General features: G+C 44.3%; 18 protein-coding genes. 10 read left to right on the plus strand and 8 right to left on the minus strand.

The features are described from left to right. Positions 1-168: 168 nt before the first annotated feature. Positions 169-1,503: a patatin-like phospholipase family protein gene (locus K5609_RS02770; protein WP_221075856.1), complete on the plus strand. Its 1,335-nt coding sequence runs from the start codon at positions 169-171 to the stop codon at positions 1,501-1,503. Between the two features lie 618 nt (positions 1,504-2,121). On the opposite strand, the gene gltS is transcribed toward K5609_RS02770, so the two are convergent. The 3 genes from gltS to K5609_RS02785 all read right to left on the minus strand — a co-directional run bounded on the left by gltS (position 2,122) and on the right by K5609_RS02785 (position 7,613). Then, positions 2,122-3,321, minus strand: coding sequence for a sodium/glutamate symporter (gene gltS / locus K5609_RS02775; protein ID WP_221075857.1), 1,200 nt, complete (start codon positions 3,319-3,321; stop codon positions 2,122-2,124). Positions 3,322-3,407: 86 nt separating this feature from the next. Continuing rightward, positions 3,408-6,506 (minus strand): efflux RND transporter permease subunit, encoded by a 3,099-nt coding sequence (locus K5609_RS02780; protein WP_221075858.1) that lies wholly within the window; start codon positions 6,504-6,506, stop codon positions 3,408-3,410. Next, entirely contained in the window at positions 6,507-7,613 is a 1,107-nt protein-coding gene (locus tag K5609_RS02785) for an efflux RND transporter periplasmic adaptor subunit (protein WP_221075859.1), read from the minus strand. 278 nt (positions 7,614-7,891) lie between these two features. On the opposite strand from K5609_RS02785, the gene K5609_RS02790 reads away from it, so the two are divergent. Next, complete coding sequence (locus K5609_RS02790; protein WP_221075860.1) at positions 7,892-8,281, plus strand: hypothetical protein; 390 nt, start codon at positions 7,892-7,894, stop codon at positions 8,279-8,281. Between the two features lie 3 nt (positions 8,282-8,284). On the opposite strand, the gene K5609_RS02795 is transcribed toward K5609_RS02790, so the two are convergent. Next, complete coding sequence (locus K5609_RS02795; protein WP_221075861.1) at positions 8,285-9,232, minus strand: LysR family transcriptional regulator; 948 nt, start codon at positions 9,230-9,232, stop codon at positions 8,285-8,287. Between the two features lie 25 nt (positions 9,233-9,257). After that, positions 9,258-9,413, minus strand: a complete 156-nt coding sequence (locus K5609_RS02800) for a hypothetical protein (protein WP_221075862.1) — start codon at positions 9,411-9,413, stop codon at positions 9,258-9,260. 513 nt (positions 9,414-9,926) lie between these two features. On the opposite strand from K5609_RS02800, the gene K5609_RS02805 reads away from it, so the two are divergent. The 7 genes from K5609_RS02805 to K5609_RS02835 all read left to right on the plus strand — a co-directional run bounded on the left by K5609_RS02805 (position 9,927) and on the right by K5609_RS02835 (position 17,182). Further along, entirely contained in the window at positions 9,927-11,183 is a 1,257-nt protein-coding gene (locus K5609_RS02805; RefSeq protein WP_221075863.1) for a BamA/TamA family outer membrane protein, read from the plus strand. A 325-nt stretch (positions 11,184-11,508) separates the two neighbouring features. After that, positions 11,509-12,057: a recombinase family protein gene (locus K5609_RS02810; protein WP_221075864.1), complete on the plus strand. Its 549-nt coding sequence runs from the start codon at positions 11,509-11,511 to the stop codon at positions 12,055-12,057. Positions 12,058-12,091: 34 nt separating this feature from the next. Continuing rightward, positions 12,092-12,376: a hypothetical protein gene (locus K5609_RS02815; protein ID WP_221075865.1), complete on the plus strand. Its 285-nt coding sequence runs from the start codon at positions 12,092-12,094 to the stop codon at positions 12,374-12,376. 434 nt (positions 12,377-12,810) lie between these two features. Next, positions 12,811-13,527, plus strand: a complete 717-nt coding sequence (locus K5609_RS02820) for a hypothetical protein (RefSeq protein ID WP_221075866.1) — start codon at positions 12,811-12,813, stop codon at positions 13,525-13,527. Then, the gene (locus K5609_RS02825; RefSeq protein WP_221075867.1) at positions 13,517-13,900 is read left to right on the plus strand and encodes a hypothetical protein; all 384 of its coding nucleotides are present in this window, start codon (positions 13,517-13,519) and stop codon (positions 13,898-13,900) included. The genes K5609_RS02820 and K5609_RS02825 overlap by 11 nt, the downstream gene beginning before the upstream one ends. After that, positions 13,887-14,735, plus strand: coding sequence for a hypothetical protein (locus K5609_RS02830; protein WP_221075868.1), 849 nt, complete (start codon positions 13,887-13,889; stop codon positions 14,733-14,735). Before K5609_RS02825 ends, K5609_RS02830 begins: the two co-directional genes overlap by 14 nt. A 248-nt stretch (positions 14,736-14,983) precedes the next feature. Continuing rightward, a complete protein-coding gene (locus K5609_RS02835) occupies positions 14,984-17,182 on the plus strand; it encodes a site-specific integrase (RefSeq protein ID WP_221075869.1) in 2,199 nt (732 codons plus the stop codon). Positions 17,183-17,431: 249 nt separating this feature from the next. On the opposite strand, the gene K5609_RS02840 is transcribed toward K5609_RS02835, so the two are convergent. From K5609_RS02840 to K5609_RS02850, 3 genes are all read right to left on the minus strand, one after another. Then, positions 17,432-18,280, minus strand: a complete 849-nt coding sequence (locus K5609_RS02840; RefSeq protein WP_221075870.1) for a helix-turn-helix transcriptional regulator — start codon at positions 18,278-18,280, stop codon at positions 17,432-17,434. A 76-nt stretch (positions 18,281-18,356) separates the two neighbouring features. Continuing rightward, positions 18,357-18,671: a PTS fructose-like transporter subunit IIB gene (locus tag K5609_RS02845; RefSeq protein ID WP_152785630.1), complete on the minus strand. Its 315-nt coding sequence runs from the start codon at positions 18,669-18,671 to the stop codon at positions 18,357-18,359. 15 nt (positions 18,672-18,686) lie between these two features. Then, entirely contained in the window at positions 18,687-19,745 is a 1,059-nt protein-coding gene (locus tag K5609_RS02850) for a PTS fructose transporter subunit EIIC (RefSeq protein WP_152785629.1), read from the minus strand. 309 nt (positions 19,746-20,054) lie between these two features. On the opposite strand from K5609_RS02850, the gene K5609_RS02855 reads away from it, so the two are divergent. Further along, positions 20,055-20,363 carry a PTS fructose transporter subunit IIB gene (locus tag K5609_RS02855; protein WP_152785627.1) on the plus strand — a complete coding sequence of 103 codons (309 nt, stop codon included), beginning with the start codon at positions 20,055-20,057 and terminating at the stop codon, positions 20,361-20,363. The last annotated feature ends 9 nt before the right edge of the window (positions 20,364-20,372 follow it).

A 20,372-nucleotide genomic window follows, 5' to 3' on the forward strand; every position in this document is an offset into this window, starting at 1 on the left:
AGCGCTTCCGAGGGGTCTTTTTGCCACAAGTAGTAGAATTTAAATCTATCACCTATCACCTTTCACCTTTTAGTTTTACAAGCCAAAACTAAAATCTGCTAGACCCAACCAAGTGATTGAATTAGCCTAGTTATTCACTCGAATCTGCCATATGCAAGGATGTACCTTATGACTCGAAGTCTGCTCCTAGCCGGGATGTCACTGCTCTTAATTGCTTGTAGCTCCCCTCCGGAGCGGAACGCTCTCCCCTTAAATAAGCTGGAGCTTAGCGGGATACTCGCCGACCACAACATTCGTACTTGGGGCGATGTTGATCCAGATATTGATAACCTTCATGCTTACAATGAAAGCTTCGACAACCAGCTACTTGTCGACGAGCAAGGTAATTTCCGCATACAAAATATCTTAACGATCTCTGGAGGTGGTGCCAACGGGGCTTATGGCGCTGGTTTACTAAATGGTATGAGTGATAGCGGGCAACGCCCAGAGTATCGTTTGGTAACCGGCATCAGTACTGGAGCTATTCTCGGATTATACGCCTTTCTCGGTTCTGACTATGACTACAAAATACGCCGTTTCTACACTGAATACTCTGACGACAACATCTATAACAAGCGCAGCTTGTTTAGATTGTTTTCTAGTTCATCTCTTCTAGATACCCAACCCTTCATACAGTTGGTACGTGATGAAATCAATCAGGAGTTAATGGCACAAGTCGCCGCTGAGCACCTGCGTGGACGTCGCTTCCTAGTCAAAACAACCAACCTAGATGCGCAGCGTGCCGTCATTTGGGATATGGGCGCTATCGCCCAGTACAAAGGTGAAGAAGCAGAGTTACTATTTGAAAGCGTCATTATAGCTTCAGCTGCTATACCTGGTGTTTTTGAACCAGTGCTACTACCCGTAATGGTTGATGGTGAAGTCTATGATGAACTGCATGTAGATGGCGGAGTTATGGCTCAGGTGTTTTTCATTCCTGAAAACCTCGATATATCTGTTTACCGACGTTACGAAAGTCAGTACTTAGAATCCTTAGGGGTTGGTTCAGGGCATAATTTGAAAAGCAGAGTATGGGTCGTTAGTAATTCTAAGTTAGCTTCAGAATGGCAAGAAACCGATCCAGGTTTATTTGGCATCATGGGGCGCTCCATCGCCACTATGTTGCGTTTTCAAACCCAAACTAATGTTTCCTTGATTGAACGTCAGGCCAAACTAACCAATTCAGAACTCAAGCTTTCCTACATTCACCATACCGTCCCCGGGTTCCCTGTCGACGCCCCTTTTGACAATACCTATATGCGCTGGCTTTATTGCTATGGATACAGTCAAGGTATCAACCCTCAGCATTGGGAAACGCACGCTCCAAATTATGCTGCGCTTTACGAACAACAGATTGCAGAGGCAGAGCAACAGCAATTAGCGATAGATATCACTAGTTTTGACTGGGAACATTTAGAGCCAGGACTGAGCTTAAAAATAGAACAATGCCTTAGCACTCTGTAGGGCTAGCTAAACAGAAACAAAAAAGCGCTCTTGCGCTTTTTTGCTTTATGGAGTTTGGTTTTGGCCAGTAGTGATAGTTACTGGCGGGAGTAAGCTCAGTGCGCTTGAATCGTTTTCTTAAGTAGTAATAGCACCGAGCATATCGCTATTAGTTAGATAAGTATAAGCTACTCCGTGCTGGTCGAAACTAACCTAGCACAACAATTTGCTAAAATGCTTAGTTATCATGGTTGTTTGGGTTAGATAAGCCGCAAGATTATTATCTTGTCAGCACTAAGTTAAAAGCCTGCGGTTTATATATAAAAGCAAACCACTTAGCAGTTATTTACTTTGCTATTTATTAAGCCACCCAACAAACAAGTAGAGATTAGAAAAATTAAGAAATGTAGCTGTAAACTGCAACTAACTAGCCAAACACTTGCCTTGCTGCCACAGGAAGCAGAGTAACAAGAATTTGCATAATGGCCGTAAAATTAGTTTTTTTCATAAACAAGCCCTTATAAAAAACAAACAGGGCCTTATTATTTAATTTAAAAATATGGGTAAGAAGGATTTAGAGAAATTTAAATTTGCATCAATAAATCAGCCTCCGTAATTAGAGGCTGATTTACTAGAAGCTTATGTAAATAGCCCAATAAGGCCGTTAATAATTAGAGCATTGGCTATATCAATAAAGAAACCACACACCAATGGTACAATTATAAAGGCCTTGTGCGCCGCACCATGCTGCTGGGTAACCGCTGTCATGTTAACAATTGCTGTAGCGGTCGAGCCCAGAGTTATACCGCCGAAGCCCGAGCTGATTACCGCGGCTTCATAGTCTTTGCCCATAAGCTTGAACACTATAAACACAGTAAAGGTTATCGAAAGCACCAGTTGAGCAAACATCACTACGCTGATGAAACCAATAGAACTTACCAGCTGCCAAAGCTGCAAGCCCATCAAGGCCATGGTTAAGAACATACCCAAACAGATATCAGAGATAAGGCTTAGACCTTTACTGGCGTTCTCATCCATTTTCTTTTTAAGAACCAGGCTCTTAAAGTTTCCTATGCCAATACCGGCAATCAGACAGGATACAAACAACGGTACGTTAAGACCGGCTTGTTGTAATACAAGGTCTAGCATGTAGCCCAAAATCATACTTACATTGAGGAGCAGCCAGGCGTAAAGGTAACCGAAGTGGTCTAGGTGTACCGACTGTTCGTGATGCACACCAATATCCAGCTCATCTCCTTCAGCAGTTTTTAATTGATTACGATTGATCAAATATTTAGCAATTGGACCACCAATCAAACATGCGGCAATCAAGCCAACGGTATTACTAGCAATGCCTAACTCTGCAGCTCCCTCTATGCCCATTTCTTCAAAAGTAGGTGCCCAAGCCATGGTCGTCCCTACTCCACCAATCAAAGAAATTGAGCCAGAGAGCAGGCCAACAATAGGCTCTAGGCCGAACATAGCGGCCACGCCTAAACCTATACCGTTCTGCAGCACGATGTAGATAACTGCCAATAGGGTTAATACCAACAAGGGCTTACCGCCGGAGATGAGGGTTTTAAAGTCGGCCTTAAGGCCAATGCCCGCAAAGAAGTACAACAGCAGGTAGTCACGTAACTCTAGGTCGAATTGCAGTTGAATATTAGCTAAATAGTAAAGCAGCGCAACACCCGTTGCGCAGACAAAACCACCAATCACTGGTTCTGGGATGCTGTAATTACGTAACACTGCAAATTTTGCAGTGGCCCATTTACCAACAAATAACAACATAATTGCCAAAGTGAAGGTAAGAAAGCCTTCTATTTCAATAACATTCATTTTTTATTCCTTTCCCTTTAACGATGAGCAAGGTGCTAAATAAAAAGGCGAACTTAGTTAACCGCTATGTTCGCCCTATTTATGATTTATGCGATATTTTCTAATTGTTCTACTGGTTGTTCTGCCTTCTGTTCTGAGGCGGCAGAGTCGGCCTTAATACGGAATATCAAAGCATAGAACAGAGGAATCACAACCAACGTCAGCAGCGTTGCGAACAATAAACCGAACATGATGGTCACTGCCATACTCTTGAAGAATGGGTCTACCAATAGCGGTGCCACACCAAGAATCGTGGTACAAGCACCTAGCAACACTGGGCGAGCACGGCTAGTCGCTGCTGCGATAATCGCATTGTACGGCGGCATACCGTCTCTAATTTCAACGTCAGCTTGGTCTACCAGTACAATCGCATTCTTCACCATCATGCCCACCAAGCTTAGGAAGCCTAAAGTGGCCATAAATTCAAACGGCGTCTGGAAGCTAACCAGACCAATCGCTACACCGATGACTGCAAGTGGCACTGTCATCCAAATAACCACAGCTTGGCGAATACCGTTAAACATAAATACTACTGCCAGTACCATCGCGGTGAAGCCATAAGGTGCTGCCGCCATTAAGGCTTCGTTGCTTTCTTTAGCCTCTTTGTATTCACCATACCAAGTTAGGCTGTAGCCCGGTGGAAGTTCCATGGCTTCAATCTTGGTGCGAGTAACCTCAAAGGCTTCAGCGGTGAGCATACCTGGTGCAGGATCTGCCTGCGCCATAATGGTCGGCACGCGGTCTATCCTTTTTAGCATAGCGTCTTGCCAAAGCACATTCACGTCATCAACCAACTGTGCTAGCGGAATGAACTGGCCAAGGTTTTGGCTAAACACTTCGGTGTTTTCTAAAGCGCGCGCATGGTTACGCTCCTCTTGAGGTGCACGCACCACGATTGGAATTAGATCGTTACCTTCACGATAAGCACCTACATTGCGACCACTCAGGGTTTGGTTGATCGCGGCGTTGATTTCGCGAGAAGTTAGGCCGTAACGCTGGGCCTTCTCACCAGAGAACACTGGCTGAACCACTGGCACTTGTTGACGCCAATCGTCTTGAACGGCAATCAATTCCGGAGTCTCATTCATTAGCATTTTCGCTTGCTCGGCTAGGCCGCGCAGCACTGCGCTATCAGGGCCTTGGAAAGCAGCTTCAATTTTCTTGCCGCCGCCAGGGCCGAGCATAAACTTCCACACCATGATTGATGCATCTGGATTAGCCTGTTCTAGCTCCGTTTGCAGCTCTGTTACCAATTTCTCAATCACATTGTGGTCAGCAACATCGACCAACAATTGACCGTAAGCTGGGTTACCGGGCTCTGGCGAATAAGTCAGCATAAAGCGCAGACCTCCACCACCAATAAAGCTGGTGATATTAGTGACACCCTCTTTTGCTGCAACGTCTTGCTCAATACTGTTGATAACCTGGTGGGTACGAGAAATGTCCGAACCCTGCGGTAAACGTACATCCACCACAAACTGTGGGCGTTGCGATTCCGGCATAAAGCCAGGAGGCACATAGCCAAATACTTTAAGGCCGAGCATCAGGGCGCCAGCAATGGCAATCAGGGATACTTTGCGGTTATTTAGTACCCAATGTAGCACGCGGGTATAGGCGTTCATTGGGCGACTAACTTGGTTAGTTTTCGCTGGCTTAACTTTTAAGTAGTCGTGACACAGCATTGGGGTAACAGTTACTGCGAACAGCCAGCTAAGTAGCATCGAGTAAAGAATTACCCAGAATAGCGAACCAGCATACTCACCCATGTTTGAAGGTGACAAACCAATTGCACTAAAGGCACAAATACCTACGATGGTACCGCCCAACAGTGGCCATTTAGTTGCAGCAACAACATCAGACACCACTTGCTCACGGTCTGCATTTGGATCTTTTTGTAAGCGTGCTAACACGCCATCGGTCACTACAATGGCGTTGTCTACCAACATGCCTAGGGCAATGATCAGGGCGCCGAGCGAGATACGCTGCATTGCGATGTTATCAATCAACATCACAATCAAGGTGCCAGCAACGGTTAGTACCAATACAAAGCCAATGATCAGGCCAGTACGTAGGCCCATAAATAGCAACAACACCACGAATACAATCGCTACCGCGGCAATCAAGTTGTTTACAAAGTCTGATACGGAAGCGGCTACCGAATCCGACTGTAAAGAGACTTCATGCAGCTCAATACCCAGTGGGCGCTGGCTGGCTAGTTCTTCAATACGCGCCTTAACCGCGTCACCCATGGTGACCACGTTACCGCCAGCTACATTAGATATACCAAATCCAATGGCACGCTCGCCGTTGTATTGCATCAACATGGAAACGGGCTCTTGGAAGCCACGGCTTACCTTAGCCACATCGCCTAAGCGCAGAATGGTGTTATCACTACCCAAGCCCAAGTGGATGTTGCGAATATCGTCAAAAGAGCGAATGGTAGAGCTTGGAATCACCGGAATGTGCATATCACCACTGTCGATGGCACCGGCCACGGTAATAGTGTTCTGGTTTTCTAAAACTTGATAGATCTGCTCAGCCGAGATGCCAAGCTGCGCTAGACGCTGGTTAGAAATCTCAACAAAAATGGTTTCATCTTTTTCCGCCAAGGTTTGGGTACGCGCAACTCCCGGCACCAGCACTAACTCGCGACGCAACACGTCTACGTAATCTTGTAGCTGCTTGTCTGTATAGCCTTCACCAGTAACTGCATAGAACTGCGAATACACATCGCCAAAATCATCGTTGACGATGGGCTGCCCAGCGCCTGGCGGCAGTTGGCGCTGCACATCATTAATTTTGCGGCGCACCTTGTCCCAGATTTGTTGAAGTTCGGCCTCGGTTTTGGCGAACTCCATCTTCATTTCTACGGTGACTTCAGACATGCCCTGTTTTGAGGTAGAAGTAATCTCTTTTACTTCTTGTAAGCTTTGCAGCGCGCCTTCGATTACGTCGGTAACTTCATCACTGACTTCTTGTGCTGTAGCGCCAGAATACGGCGTTATAATTAACGCTTGGCGAATTACAAATTCAGGATCTTCAAAGCGGCCTAGTTTTTGGTAGCTGATGTAGCCACCAATCAGTATTAAGGCAATAATTACCCAAACACTGGTGCGTTTAGCAAGTGTATAACGAGCAATATTCATCTACTTGGCTCCCTTTGTGTCAAGTTGCTGAGCGCGCACGGCCATACCTTCGGTCAATCCAGCTAAACCGGTCACCACCACTTGTTCGCCTTGAGTAAGATTTGCAATGATTTCCACTTGGTCAATGCTAATCCCACCCACTTCAACTTCGCGGCGCTCCAGTTGCTCGTCACTATTCACCACCCAAACGAACTGCTGGCCCATGTTGTTTGGCTGCACCGCAGTAACTGGCACCATTACTGATTGAGCTTGATCTTCAAACTTATCGTTTGGAGTGACAGTCACCGCCATACCAGGGAATACTCGTTCATCGCGAATGTCATCAAAGGTCAAGGTGATGGCATAAGTGTGAGTAACAGGGTCAGGCTCGGTAGCGTAGCGGCTCAATGAGAGATCAAATACCTGGCCCGGAATGGTGCGTAAAGTAGCATATGCTTTACCGCTACCACCGCGGGTTTGCATTACACTCGCGGGTATCTGGATAACCACCTCAAGATTGTCCAAGTCATGCATGGTCAGCACAGTTTGTTCAGCTTGAACAAGGTCGTAGTCTTCTGCTGCTCGGCGAGCAATTACACCATCAAAGTGAGCATACAAGTTAGTGTGCTTTAATTGACGTTGCGCTTCTTTAACCCGATTTTGTGCCACCAAGTAACGGCTTTCGATTTGATCCAACTCTGCCTTGGCAATCGCGCCATTATTGTCGAACAGTTGCTTGGCGCGAAGATACTCACGGCGGGTGTTCTCTTGGTCGATCTCAGCGCGAGACAGAGTAATTTGCGCATCGGTAGGGTCTAGTGTTGCCAGCAAGTCACCCTTAAGCACTTGGTCACCCTCATCGACTAGAAATTCGGCAATGCGGCCACCAGTACGAAAGCCCATCTCAGCGCGATTGGCTGACTGCACTTCACCATAGAACTGGCTCTGGCTATTGAGCACAACCGTAGCCGCTGGCTCGGTAAACACGGGACGAATAAGTGTTGCGGCTTCTTCAACTGCTTCACTTCCACATCCTACTAGGAACGTAGTAGCGATAAGTGAAGTGAGTAGTCGCTTACCTTTTGGCATAGCAAACGATGTTAATGATGTGGGCTGACACAGGCGCATTACAGGGCTCCAAAGAGTAAAGTTAAACTTCCTTTCAAACGAGTTCAGCGTTTGATTAGTTATATATTCAGAATCACATAGGCTTTCCCTGCCGGTGTTCACTAAATCCATGTTTGTGAAAGTTGCTGCGAAGTTTACCCACTTTAGATAAGCGTGATACGGTTTTGAGAAATTCAGATATGCAAAAGCACTATTCAGCAAATATGAATTTCTTTAAACCATGGTTTGCCACGCTCAGTTACCCATAATAAGCACCTCTTGCAAATAGAGGGATAACCATGAAGTACCAAGTAAATCTTAATGACCGTAGTTACCATATTACAGATTCAGGGGAAGGCGTTTGTGTACTGTTACTGGTGCACCGCAGTGCACCTGAGCAATTAAAAGAGCTAACCACATCGCTGAGCAGATTAAACTATCGACTACTAAGCGTCGATCTATCAGCAGCTTGGCCTCAGTCGCCAGCACAATTAACTCAGAGTCAATTGGGCGATATCGCTAGTGATTTACATTTACTGGCAGACATAAATTGGCTAGACGAAATTGTATTTGCTCCTTGTTTACTCGGCCCTAGCTTTTTCATCTTATTGGAGCAAAAGCTTAGAAGCCGTATTCGCCAGCTAGATAGCCGTGCAAAAAAGTCCCAATTGTTACCTCAACCTGCTTAGCAACTAATCCTGCAGCTCTAGAGGAGGTGTTTCTATATTTTCAAAGTAACTCAACAGTGTTTGATGCAAAGCTTGCGTTAGAGGGTAATCACGCTTTGTTTGTAGATAACCACCACACAGGGTGTAACGAGATACGGCGGCGGGCATATTTGGAGGAGGAGGGTAAAATGCCACCCCGTCGTCGAGGTCTCGAAGATAGGTTGTGCCGTACATAATCGCATCTGAAGTTCTGACTTTTCTCAAGATTGCCCGTATACAATGTGAGCTAAAAGTTACATTCGTCTGAAAACCCTTTGCTTCATATATCTCATCCATCGCTTGGTGTCGTGTCACTACTCCGTCAGTGACAATTCTGGCAACAGGCAAGTTACCCACACTATCCCATTCGCTTGTTCTGGAAAGTACTGGATGATGTTTTTTTGCCACTAAACATACTTGATATTCAAGTACCGGAAATAGATAGATTTCTTGTGGCAGAGGAAAGCCATCAAACTGGACAAAAGCATCTACTTCCCCAGATAGCACCTCAAGGGTGGTTCTGTCTTGCCAATATAAAAGCTCAATACGAGCCTGGGGAAAATCTTCGCGTAATGCTTCAAACAAATCTGGGCCATGAACTTCAAGAGCTGCTATGTGTACCGCGATTCTCACACAGCCATCAAACTCTAAGGGGTCAAAATCTTGAAAAGACTCCAAAACCTTCACTAGCGGATCCAGCATACTGTTAGCCGCTTTCGCTAATCGCTCAGCTAGCTCCGAAGGCTCTACTCCATGAGCTTTGCGAATAAACAGTCTATCGCCAAAAGTCTCTCTGAGTTTAGCCATACCTCGGCTGACGCTGGTTTGTGAGATGCCCAGCTTATCTGCCGCCGTATGGGTATTACGTGTTTCTACCACTGCACACAATAAACGGAGAAGGTTTAAATCTAAGTCATCTAATTTATTTTTCATCGTTGATACTTCTTCTTATACTCCACTAAAACACATATTGCGCACTCAAATAGGGGCCTTGAAAAGTGTATTTCAAGGTGACCTCATTCCAATCTACTTCCACCTGATAATAGTCATAGCTTAGATTAATTCGCCAGTGCTGGTTAGCGAGATAACGAAGCCCTGAACTAAAGTCCGTCATGTAACCGCTCACTGCCTTTGAATCTAAATAAAAAGCATGGGCTGAGCCGTTAAGATCCCAGTCTTCGGCAAAGATCAGGTGTAAACCAAGGCTAAGTCCAAGCTCATTACGGCCTTGTTGATAATAGAAGAATCACTATTCGAAGCAAATGCACCAAGCCCAATACTCAAACCACCGGCTAAGGCTGATAAGGCGAGTGATTGAAAGCTTAGAAAAACTGCAATAAGTAGCTTATTAGTCAGCGTTGCTTAATCTCATCCATGAAATTAATACATAAGTAATTGATTCTGTTTAGCATACAGGCTTAACCAACAATTAACAGTAGCTAAGTGCTCAAGCATAAAGCTTAAGGATAATTAGCCTTCACAATCCTTCTTAGTGAACCAAGGCCACGTCCACAATTCCGCTAATTTGAATTTCTCTAAGTCCTATTCGTTAACAACCAGCTCCTTATAATCACTCGCAAATCAGGCCGAACAGCCTTCGTTAGTTACACAACCAGAGAAAATAGCGATGAAATTTAGTTCGAAACTAACCAGTAACTCACGCGGGAAGAAAACAGGTAATCGAAGCATGAAAGCTTGTTTGCTGTTCGCTGCCCTCTTTACTGGGAGTTTCAATCTACTAGCAGATGAAGACAGAATTGATGTCTACGATGTGCAAGCTGTTGAGAATGGCGCAGAAACGGTAGTAATCCCCATCTTAGGTGCGATGGACAGCACTGGTTTACTAGTGGGCTCAGTTGTAACGATAACCGGTGTTGGTCAACCACAAGCACAAGTTGTTGGTTTCGGTGCTTATTCGGTTAACAACAGCTACATCAGCTACTTAGGTTACTTTAATCTAGGTTTGACAGAGCGTTGGACCATGGATATTTCTGGGCTACAGGCCGAATTTATGGATACACAAATGTTTATTGGCGAGCGTCCAGATGATCCCATCGATGTGCCTAACGACGCCTCTTACTTACAACGTGACTGGCTACTTACCTTTCGCTACCTACTGTCTGAAAGCCAAGAGCAAGCCTATAAAGCTCCACTGCTTGGCCTCCCAGCAACGCATGAATATACTGCGCGAACAGTATTTGAAGTAGAACCGTTTTATCGTAGCCGAGATTTTCGTTCAGACTATGTAAGCAATGTTGAAGGTAGAACCGCGGGCGTGCAATTTACCTTAGATCATGATGCACGTAACTATGCTCCTTCACCGAACGCTGGTCATCATAGTTATGCTCGATTGATTCGTGACTGGGGCAATGCCGAGCGAGCCAGCTACACGCGTTTAGAAGCGCAGCAAGTAAACTACTTTGACCTTGGTAATACTTCCTGGACAAGACAGCAGAGTTTATCACTTACTGCTTATATTTCTGATATACCCACTTGGGATAAGAATGATCCTAATAGCCAACCTGCTTGGTTTGCTCAATCAGTGCTCGGCGGCGGCGATCGTATGCGTGGCTATGCCGATGATTACTTTAATGATCGAAGTGGCCTATTTTATGCGGCGGAATATCGCATGATACCTAGTTGGCAGCCCCAGACCAGCGCTCCATTTATCCGTAACTATAACTTCCCATGGTGGCAATTTGCAGTATTTGCAGAAATGGGAAAAGTTGAAGACCAGTTAGATATTGCAAAATTGCACCAAAACATGAATTGGAGCGCTGGCTTTGGCGCACGTATTTTCATTGAGAACATTGTTGCGCGAGCAGACCTAGGCTTTAGTAAAGATGACTCAATCTTTCGCTTTACAGTAAATCAGCCTTTTTAATAACGAGTGTAAGGCCGCACTATAAGGTTTTAAATGCAACAATGTCCGTTGCGGATTAAGAGTTGCAGTATTGTGAAAAATTAGAAATAGGCTAATCCTCTCAGACATTAGTATTCAAACTCACTTATAGCTGATTTTGTAGAAGTCGATTGTTGTAATGCATCTCACAGTCATTAATTCAGTGTTAGTTATGAAGTAGTTTGTAGATTATACCCATACGACCACATTTGTCAGTTCTGCATATTCGTATTCAATAGGATCTTGTTCACTGAAATGACTACAGCGTTTCATGAAATTTAGAACCTAATGAATACGGAGCATTGCTATGAGCGGTCAAAATGTGGGGTATATCCGAGTTAGTACAGTTGATCAAACGAGTGAACGGCAGCTGTATGGCATTTCGCTGGATACCATTTTTGAAGATAAGATTAGTGGCAGCACCACTGACAGGCCAGGGTTAAATCAATTACTTTCCCACGTTCGTAGTGGCGATGTTGTTCACGTGCATGACATATCACGGCTGGCTCGTAACACCGGTCACCTGCTCGAACTAGTTGAGCGTCTTCTTGGCTCTGGTGTCGCCATTACTTTTCATAAAGAACAACTAACGTTCTCCGCAGATAAGGCCAACCCAATAAACCAGCTTATGCTCACCATGTTAGGGGCTATTTATCAGTTCGAACGGTCTTTAATCCTTGAAAGGCAGCGTGAAGGGATTGCGCTTGCAAAAATGCGTGGTGTCTACAAAGGTCGGAAGCGGTCTATCGACACACATCAAGTAAAAGTGCTGCGAGAAAGCGGAATGAGTTACAGGAAAATAGCTCAGGAGCTAAGCATCAGTTTGTCGAGCGTGCAGCGAGCATTGAAGGTATAAACTTAGAAAATTGTCAGTTTTTTGGTGAAATAGTGTGGCATTAAATAGAAGAGATAACACTATATGCACACAAACTACATTTACTAGCCAAGAAGAAACACTCATTAACGCGTGGCTAACTGTTGATGAAGAAGCAGCAAACTGTGCCGCCAAACGCCTGTCTGACTTACGGGTATACCAGTTGCCGGGCCTATACCTAGTCTCTTTGCCAGAAGGTATTGGTTGTGAATCGTTAACTCTGGCATTGCTGACAGTCAGTGATATATCGGTTAAAACTTTAAAACACAAAGTGCGCCGAGAATGCCCTCACTGTGAATAAACCAGTCGGCCCTGCGCCGGCTGTCTTTGACGGGTTATACAAATTGAGAAGACTATTTACCAATCGAATGGCTTCAGAAGGAGGAGCTTAATCAACAGCCGCACTTCATCGACCTTCCTCTTGTTATAAATCGAAAGCTGAACTTCATTCCGTTCATCATTGTTTTTCACTGTAAGTTAACTAAATTTTATGGCCTCCAGCTAACAAACCAACATCCCTGTTGATGTTTCGTTGTTTATATGTTTTTCAATGAATCCATAAGTAAATAAAAAAAAGCATAAAACTCCAGGTAAAAGTTAATAGGGAGGTGTGTTTTCAGAATAAATGTCTGCGAGTTAGAAGGTTGTAGAATTTTATTGTTTTTTGTTTTTTTAAAGAAATCGCCTTTAAAAGTTAAGCATTAACTAAGAGTTCAAAAGAAAAGGTAATTGATAATGAGCGAAAATGTAACTTCTACAGCCAGTTCTGAGCGCACAGCAAAGCTTGATAACGTTTCTAATTGTACAGAGCTGAATAAACCGATGGAAAAATATCTTTTCCATTATGCGCAAAAGATTGATTTCGGGGGGACAGTTGTAGAATCGATAACGCCTACTGTCATTGAATACGTAAAAGCAACAGAGGGAACGGCAAAACACACGGATTTTGTCGGTCATTTTGCGGCAGCATATGCTATGCAAAATACGGATGGTGTTATCGCTAGAATCCCAAAAACCGTCACATTTTCACTCACCAAAGAAGACCGAATTTATTTAGAGTTCAAGTCGCTACTTCATTGCTCTGAATATAACACGATTTTGACATCTTTCGCCGCTTGGGTGCACATGCATCCTGAATTTATCTCTGGTATGAGTTCAGCCTCAGAGGCTGCTGCTCAGTTGAAATTGGCTATTGTCGGTATTCCTCGTCGCTCTATTTTAGTTATCTGTAAGAAATTAAAGAATGGCGAAACTAGTGCTTCATTGCGTAGTCATTTTGAGCGCATAGAAGAGCTGATGGTGAAGCTAAAATACCGGCCAACGCATGGGTTTGAGAAGGAGCAAAAAAGCAAAATTGATAAACAAAAGGCGCTAGTAAAAAAAGAGGAGGGGGGCAATGAAGCTGCACAAGGAGCTAGCGACAAGAGCGCTACAGATAGCAGTGAAATCTAGCAAACCTGGAGCAGGTTTTTTAGCTGCAACGCTGCTTACCGGTTTAACAGGTAAGCTCTATTTCACACTATCGAATAACAGTAAAGCTATCGCTAATCATGAAGTGTGCAGTGGCTTGCACTTTATCTGCATTAATTGCAGAGCGATTGATTTGAAGCTGGATGCCGCACAAGAAAGCTCTCCGTTCGCAGGTGTTCAGCGAAAGGTTAGCCTTCGAATTCCACACTGTATTGGTGAAAAGCTACTGAAAGATATAGCGCAATTTAATTCATATGAAGATGCCAATAGGGCTGTGAGGGAACTGTTGAAAACTCATCAGTTCGCTCCGCATGTCACATGTCACATGGCACCGCTTAGCTTTGAGAGCAAGTAAAACGCTACAAAAAGAGGGACTGGTCAGTGCGCAGCTCTACGGTTCGCAAACCGATACTAGTTATAGTGCAGACGATATGGCTGTCATTAAAGAAAAGCATCAAGCTATTATTTCTCGCTGGATTGATGCGCCAGAGCTGACAGTTTTGCATGAAGAGCCAATTGAAAATCACAGTGAATATTGGGGAACGCAAGGGTTGCTCAAACACGCTGAATTGAAACAGGTTTTGAATTATAGCCAATCAACCCTCAACAACGCACAGCTCGACTATGCCAAAGCTCCGTCTTTTCATACTCACATCGCACTGCATAATGCCCACGCACTAAGGACGTCTTTGATTTGGCATTTAGCAACAGCATCGAGGCCACTTATAGATAAAGCTGTGCGGGCTAGTGATATCGATTGGAATTATCAGTGTGCATCATTGCCAAATAAGAGCCGTCTTGGTACTCGTGTGATACCGCTTTGTAGCACAGCTATAAGTGCGTTATCTGAGTATGAACGTTGGTGCGAGTCACTAACTGGAACTATGGCGAAGCTTGTTACTGATTCATTGAACGCTAAGGTGCCACTATTTGGCCTTTTTAACTTCAAAGGGCTATCTGTCACCTACACCCCGCTTGTTCCTAAGGTGAGTGCTTCTATATACTTTCAGGGAGTCAAGGCTCCTTCTAACTGGTCAAGAAAAACCACTATTGATTACCTCTGGCCGTATTTTCATGACTCACCGGCCTTTGAAGCTTTTATTGATCACAATAAAGCACAAGCGAGCGTTAGTGAAATGAAAGAAATAGCCGATGTAATAGATAGCTGGCTTATCAAGCTGATGGAATGAGTTTTAGTGCTATTCACCTAACGCAAGCTAACGACTACATAAGCAATGTGTTGAACTCGTCTGAAGTCAGGCCGGAGGGGGTGATCTGTGCTCTAGGTTTATCGCTGGTAATAAATGGCGGTGTACTACGACTACCACTTTGGCGGCGGTTGATGGAGCAGATAAAAAACAAAGCTCCACTCGAGGTTTGTCAATCATCGATATGGCTACAGTACACAGGGCATCCCGCTTTAAACGAGCGAGGTAACATGCGTAACGCAGACAAGAGCGAGCAATTCATAGAGGGACGATGGTATCCCGATAATGTGTCACTGAGTTTATTGCTGGCTTTGCATAAACAACAGGGGGAAATCGATAATAGCGAGGATATAGATTGGCATTCTATCCAGAAAAAATCTGGCATTAAATTCAGCTTTAGGCAGCTTAGTATTGATGTGCGACAGTGCTGGATGCGCCGCCCCGATAATACGTTAACTGAGAGTCTTGTGAAGGTTATAACAGGTGAGTACCCCACAGCCCCACTTGACCACGCTCGGCACCGTGTTTGGATTACCGGCAATGAAGAGGTGTTGCTAACACGTCGCTTTAGTGTTGATGAGGGGGAACCTGATGCTGAGCTCAATCTTACAAATGCAGAGCAGCTTGCGAGGCATGATTTAAAGCTGATTAAATCCTGCTTTAGGAAATACCAAGATAATGCCGAAAAGTATAACACTCGCACCAATGCCGCCAAGCTGGTCAAGCAAGTGCTACCTCAGCTCTCTGCGCCGGGGCGCTGTATCGCCGCTTGGCTTAGCTGGAAAATAACCGAGGGCAGAAAAGTTCTGGTATCCACAGCTCAAAAATATGCGGTATTACTCGGTGAAGAGTGTTTCCACTTACTTGCGGGAATAATCGAAGAATCCGAAGGCTCTGTGGCTGACTTAATTAATGAAAATATCCCCGCCCTTCGAGAACGTTTAGATGAGCTTTGTGGGGGAGGTGTCGCTGAAGATAGAGTGCAATGTATACGCCGCTTTTTAAATGACTTGCACTCACTCAGTGATGAGAAAAACAGCACTAAAAGACCATTTAGAGGGGCGGCATTTGCCGCCAAATTTGTCAACGCAGGGCTGATGAGCCGTGGTCAGTTTTGCAAAATTCTTCGAATCCAACCTGGAGGCATTGGGCCTCTCGAGTGGTGGTCGTGGCTATCAACCTTGCGCCAGCAAGGCTTACGCTGTGGGGAGCTCAGTTTAATCAAGCCTGCGGATGGGGAGTTCTATACCGACGGCCTGCTTGAAACGCATATCCACGGACGAGTTAAAACGCGCTCGGCTAATCGTTTGGTTACAACGCAGGATGAATGTGTAAAGCTCTTCTATGCTATGCGCAAATGGCTTTTGTCTAAAGATACTAGGCTATTAATGCCATTAGGAGGCTACAAGGGGGAAAAATCTATTGTTTCAAAAGTGGTTAATGAGGTTATTAATCAAGTTCTAGATGATGAAGATATGGTCGCCCATACACTCCGGCATACTTATGCCAGCGAAGCATTTGAAGATATTTTAGATAGTTACTCTTTCGCAACATTTAAACTAGAGGAGAGGCTAAGCGAGCTGTCGACAAAGTTGGGGCACAGTTCGATAGCGGTGACCTTTGCTAGCTATATACACAATAGTGACAGCCTCATTGCAAAACGCTTAAATGCTATGACAAAGCCTTTAACGGCAGAGCAGATGGCTGCATTAACTCACACTCGCTTTATTTCTTCAGCTAAATCAAATCAAATGAAAATAAACGATCAGCGCAAGCAATTGATGAATGCATTCCTTCGTCTCGATACTGTTATTGTTCACCAGCACAGGCAAGGGCGAATGGCGCTAGAGATCCCACCGATTAATGATGTCTCTCATTTAATTGCTGTATTTAATGCGTTAACGTTGCTGCCGTTTTACAAAGAGGAAAAAAACTGGTTTGAGCAGAAGTTACGGTATGTATGTGAACGCTTTCCAAACCTAGATAAATCGAGCAAAGTTTTGGGGGTGAGCAAGCCTAGATCAAAAGCCGATTCAACGTTGTTTGAGCATGTGTTCGTTAATGCATTAATGCTGCTTCAAAGAAAACCAACCGCAGAGCTTGATCTGTTCACGTTAATAAAGTGCTATCGTGTTAACGCGAGTCCGAACGGTTTCTATTGCTGCACACTTAAAGAAGCGAGAGGAGTGCTGAAGTGGCTCGCTCGCTTATTACCTGCTGATACTGAACTAAACATTAAAGTCGTTCCATGCGAACACGCTTTGATTTATCACAGTGAGTGGCAACGAGCGCTGAACGGGTTTGCTTTGAGCCCCGATGGGGCAACAAAAGGTGAACTGATGATCCAAGTTTACTCAAAAGTGGGCAACAACAGCGGTTCAGGAATGCTCCCAGCGCTAACATGTATTGCTCTTCATTTGCTACGGTAGCGTCCCCCTTCCGCAATCTGTGTAAGTAGTTTTTAAGCCGTGACTGAGCAAAAGAGGCGATAATGCTGCGCGTTTTTGGGTCTTATTTTACGCAAAATAGGTTCAAAGCGTGGTTCGTAGCGTTTTGATATTTATTGAAGCTTGACGGTATTTATTTTTGTAAAGACAAAAGCTGTTATGTAAAAAACCTTCGTAAACAATGATTTAGATAGTTGCACTTGAAATCGCAAAACTATAATTACGCTTTATTCAATTCAATCTATATTGGGTGGGGGTTTTTCCTGTTTTCGATTTAAATACTCGGCAGAAATAGTTAGGGTCTTGAAACCCTGAGCGGCGAGATATTTCATCAAGTTTAAAGGGGTAGTTTTTTAGCAAAAACTTAGCACGTTCTAGTCTTACCCAAGAAATGTAATCAGCAAATCTCATATGGCCTTCTAGTCTAAAAACTCTTGATAAGTGACTGGCTGAAACATTGAAACGTGTCGCTACGGTGTCTCGAGTAATATTTTTATGAAAGTTCTCTTGCACGTAGATGCAAATACTTTTGTAAAGCTCTTCACTGCGGTTCTTCACTTTTAACTTTGGTCTATCTACTAGAGTTTTCGACGCCCCAACCAAGGCTAAAATTAGCGCTTTTAGGGTGACCGTATTGTCAGATGTTTCTTGGTAATTTAATGCGGTTAGCGCGGCAAGTATATGCTCTACTGGACTACCTGGATGGCGTGGAACGCTATGCTTAATAACATCGTAGAACCCTTCATCATTTGCATGCTTGCTCACTAAGCTAAAACCTAGTTGGCTTTTACCAAACAATAAGCTCAAAACGGAGCATTCTTGCTGCCAGTTGGGTTTATTCCAAGCATTGGCGGGTATGAACAGCGCATCACCAGCCTTTAAGTTTGTATGTAGTACTCTACCTGTGCTGTCTTCAATTGCGTTTTCATAGTTGCCTTTAAATACTAATTCCAAGCGCGGGAAGCTTACTTGGTAGCATTCCTCAAGCGGGGAGTTATGACCACTTGCACAATAAACATTAGTAAGTGATGAAGGTTCACTTAATACTGCATCGAATAGAAAGGTAAAAGTATTTGGCATAGCTATAACGAAAGTTAAATCGTAACGTTATCATAAATTGTGGGGTTTAAATAAGTTAAACCCCACAAAAGCTGTATTATTGTGTTGCTAGATGTTTCTCTATTTTTTCCATTATTTGTGGTGCTTTTTTTACTGCATCAGCAACGCCAACTCTTACAATTTTTTTGCCTTCAAATCGCTGCTCATTCTTAATGGCGATGTCTTTGGTGAGAATAATAATGTCGGCCTCTGATACTTCTGAGGTGCTAATTTCATTTTCAATCCCAATTGAGCCTTGGGTTTCTACTTTTACTTGCCAGCCCTTTCCTTTCGCTGCAGTTTCTAAAGCTTCTGCGGCCATGTAGGTGTGTGCCACGCCTGAAGGGCAAGATGTTACTGCTAATAGTTTCATGGTGTTTCCTTTGAGTTAGTCGAATTCTAGTTCTAGTGAGTCATCGACTTTGGTGTTATTGCTAGACTCTGATTGTTCAGTAATTGGTTTCTTAAGGCTGTTTACCATTACAGCTGTAACCACAGCTCCTGCTAATGTTGCTAGTAGGTAGTACATTCTTCCATCGACCACCGGCAGAACAATTAGCCCGCCCCACGGCGCGTGGTTGGCTACGTTAAACATGAAAGCAACGACGTTGCCTACCATTCCGCCAACCACAATGGATGGAATTACGCGAATTGGATCTGCAGCTGCAAAGGGAATTGCGCCTTCTGTAATACCGATACAGCCCATAATGCCTGCGGCTTTTCCGGCTTCTTTTTCTTCTGCAGAATAGCGTTTAGGTGACAATAGTGTTGCTAAGAACATTCCTAGAGGAGGTACACAAATTGCGACGCCTACACCACCCATAAGTTGCGGGTTTTCGAATACTTGTGTTTGAGCGAATAGGGTTGCTACTTTGTTAATAGGGCCGCCCATGTCGAATGCGGTCATACCGCCTAAGATCATACCTAATACCGCTTTTGAAGCACCAGCCATGCCTTGCAGCCACTCGTTTAAGTTGGCCATGGCGAATGCGATGGGGCCTCCGATAACCCAAATGACTAAGCCGGATACGATGAAGGTGCCACCAATAGGTAAAATAAAGTATGTCGATAAGGCTCTAAGTTTGGTAGATAGTGGGATCTTTTTAAGGTAAAGCACTACGTAACCCGCTAAAAAGCCAACGATAATGGCACCTAAGAACCCAGCACTAACTTGGTTTGCTAGGTAAGCGCCAATCATACCTGGTGCTAGGGCGGGTCTATCTGCGATTGAGTAGGCAATATAGCCGCCTAATACAGGTATAAATAAAGTAAAACCAGCAATACCCATATCCCATATCCCGGTGAGTAACGCGCCTTCAGGCACAGCACCTTCACCATTTAACATTACCGATAATGCGAGTAGCACACCGCCGGCAACAATAAATGGCAGCATATGGCTGGTACCTGTGAGCAAGTGCCTTTTTAGTTCCGATATTTTGTCTTTCATTTTGTCACTCCATGTTTTTATTTAGAGGGATGTAATCCCTTGTTGTTTTTCTAAACAAATTATCTGCAGCTGAGCGCACGCTTAAAATGAGAGAATTGAGGCTTAAACTGGACTTTTGTAGCAGAAAGGAAGGGCTGTGATAGAGGTCTCAGTTGATTTCGTATCGTTACTATTTGGTTGTGTGGTGATCTGGTTCACAAGGTGTGTTTTCGGGTACAAATGTCCAGTTTTTAGCGACTAAATCCTATTTAACTTGCTTAAAATTTGACGAATAGTGAGCACCATTACGCAAGCAATTTAGGACGACTAATGAATGTTGTAGCTATTACTGCCTGTCCAACAGGTATCGCTCATACCTATATGGCAGCAGACAAACTGGTAGAAACTGCAAGGAAGCTGTCGATTGGTATTAAGGTGGAGACTCAAGGTGCAATGGGAGTGGAGAACAAGTTGACTCCTCAGGATATCTCCCATGCCGATGTAGTGCTAATCGTGGCTGATATTCGCATTCAAGGTGCTGCTCGTTTTGATGGAAAACCGCAAGTTAACGCCAGTATTCAAGAATCTTTACAGCAAACCCAAAAGCTTATTTTGCGTTGTAAATCCATGGTTTCTTAAGATAGATAA

The organism is Agarivorans aestuarii (assembly GCF_019670125.1).
Lineage (GTDB): Bacteria > Pseudomonadota > Gammaproteobacteria > Enterobacterales > Celerinatantimonadaceae > Agarivorans > Agarivorans aestuarii.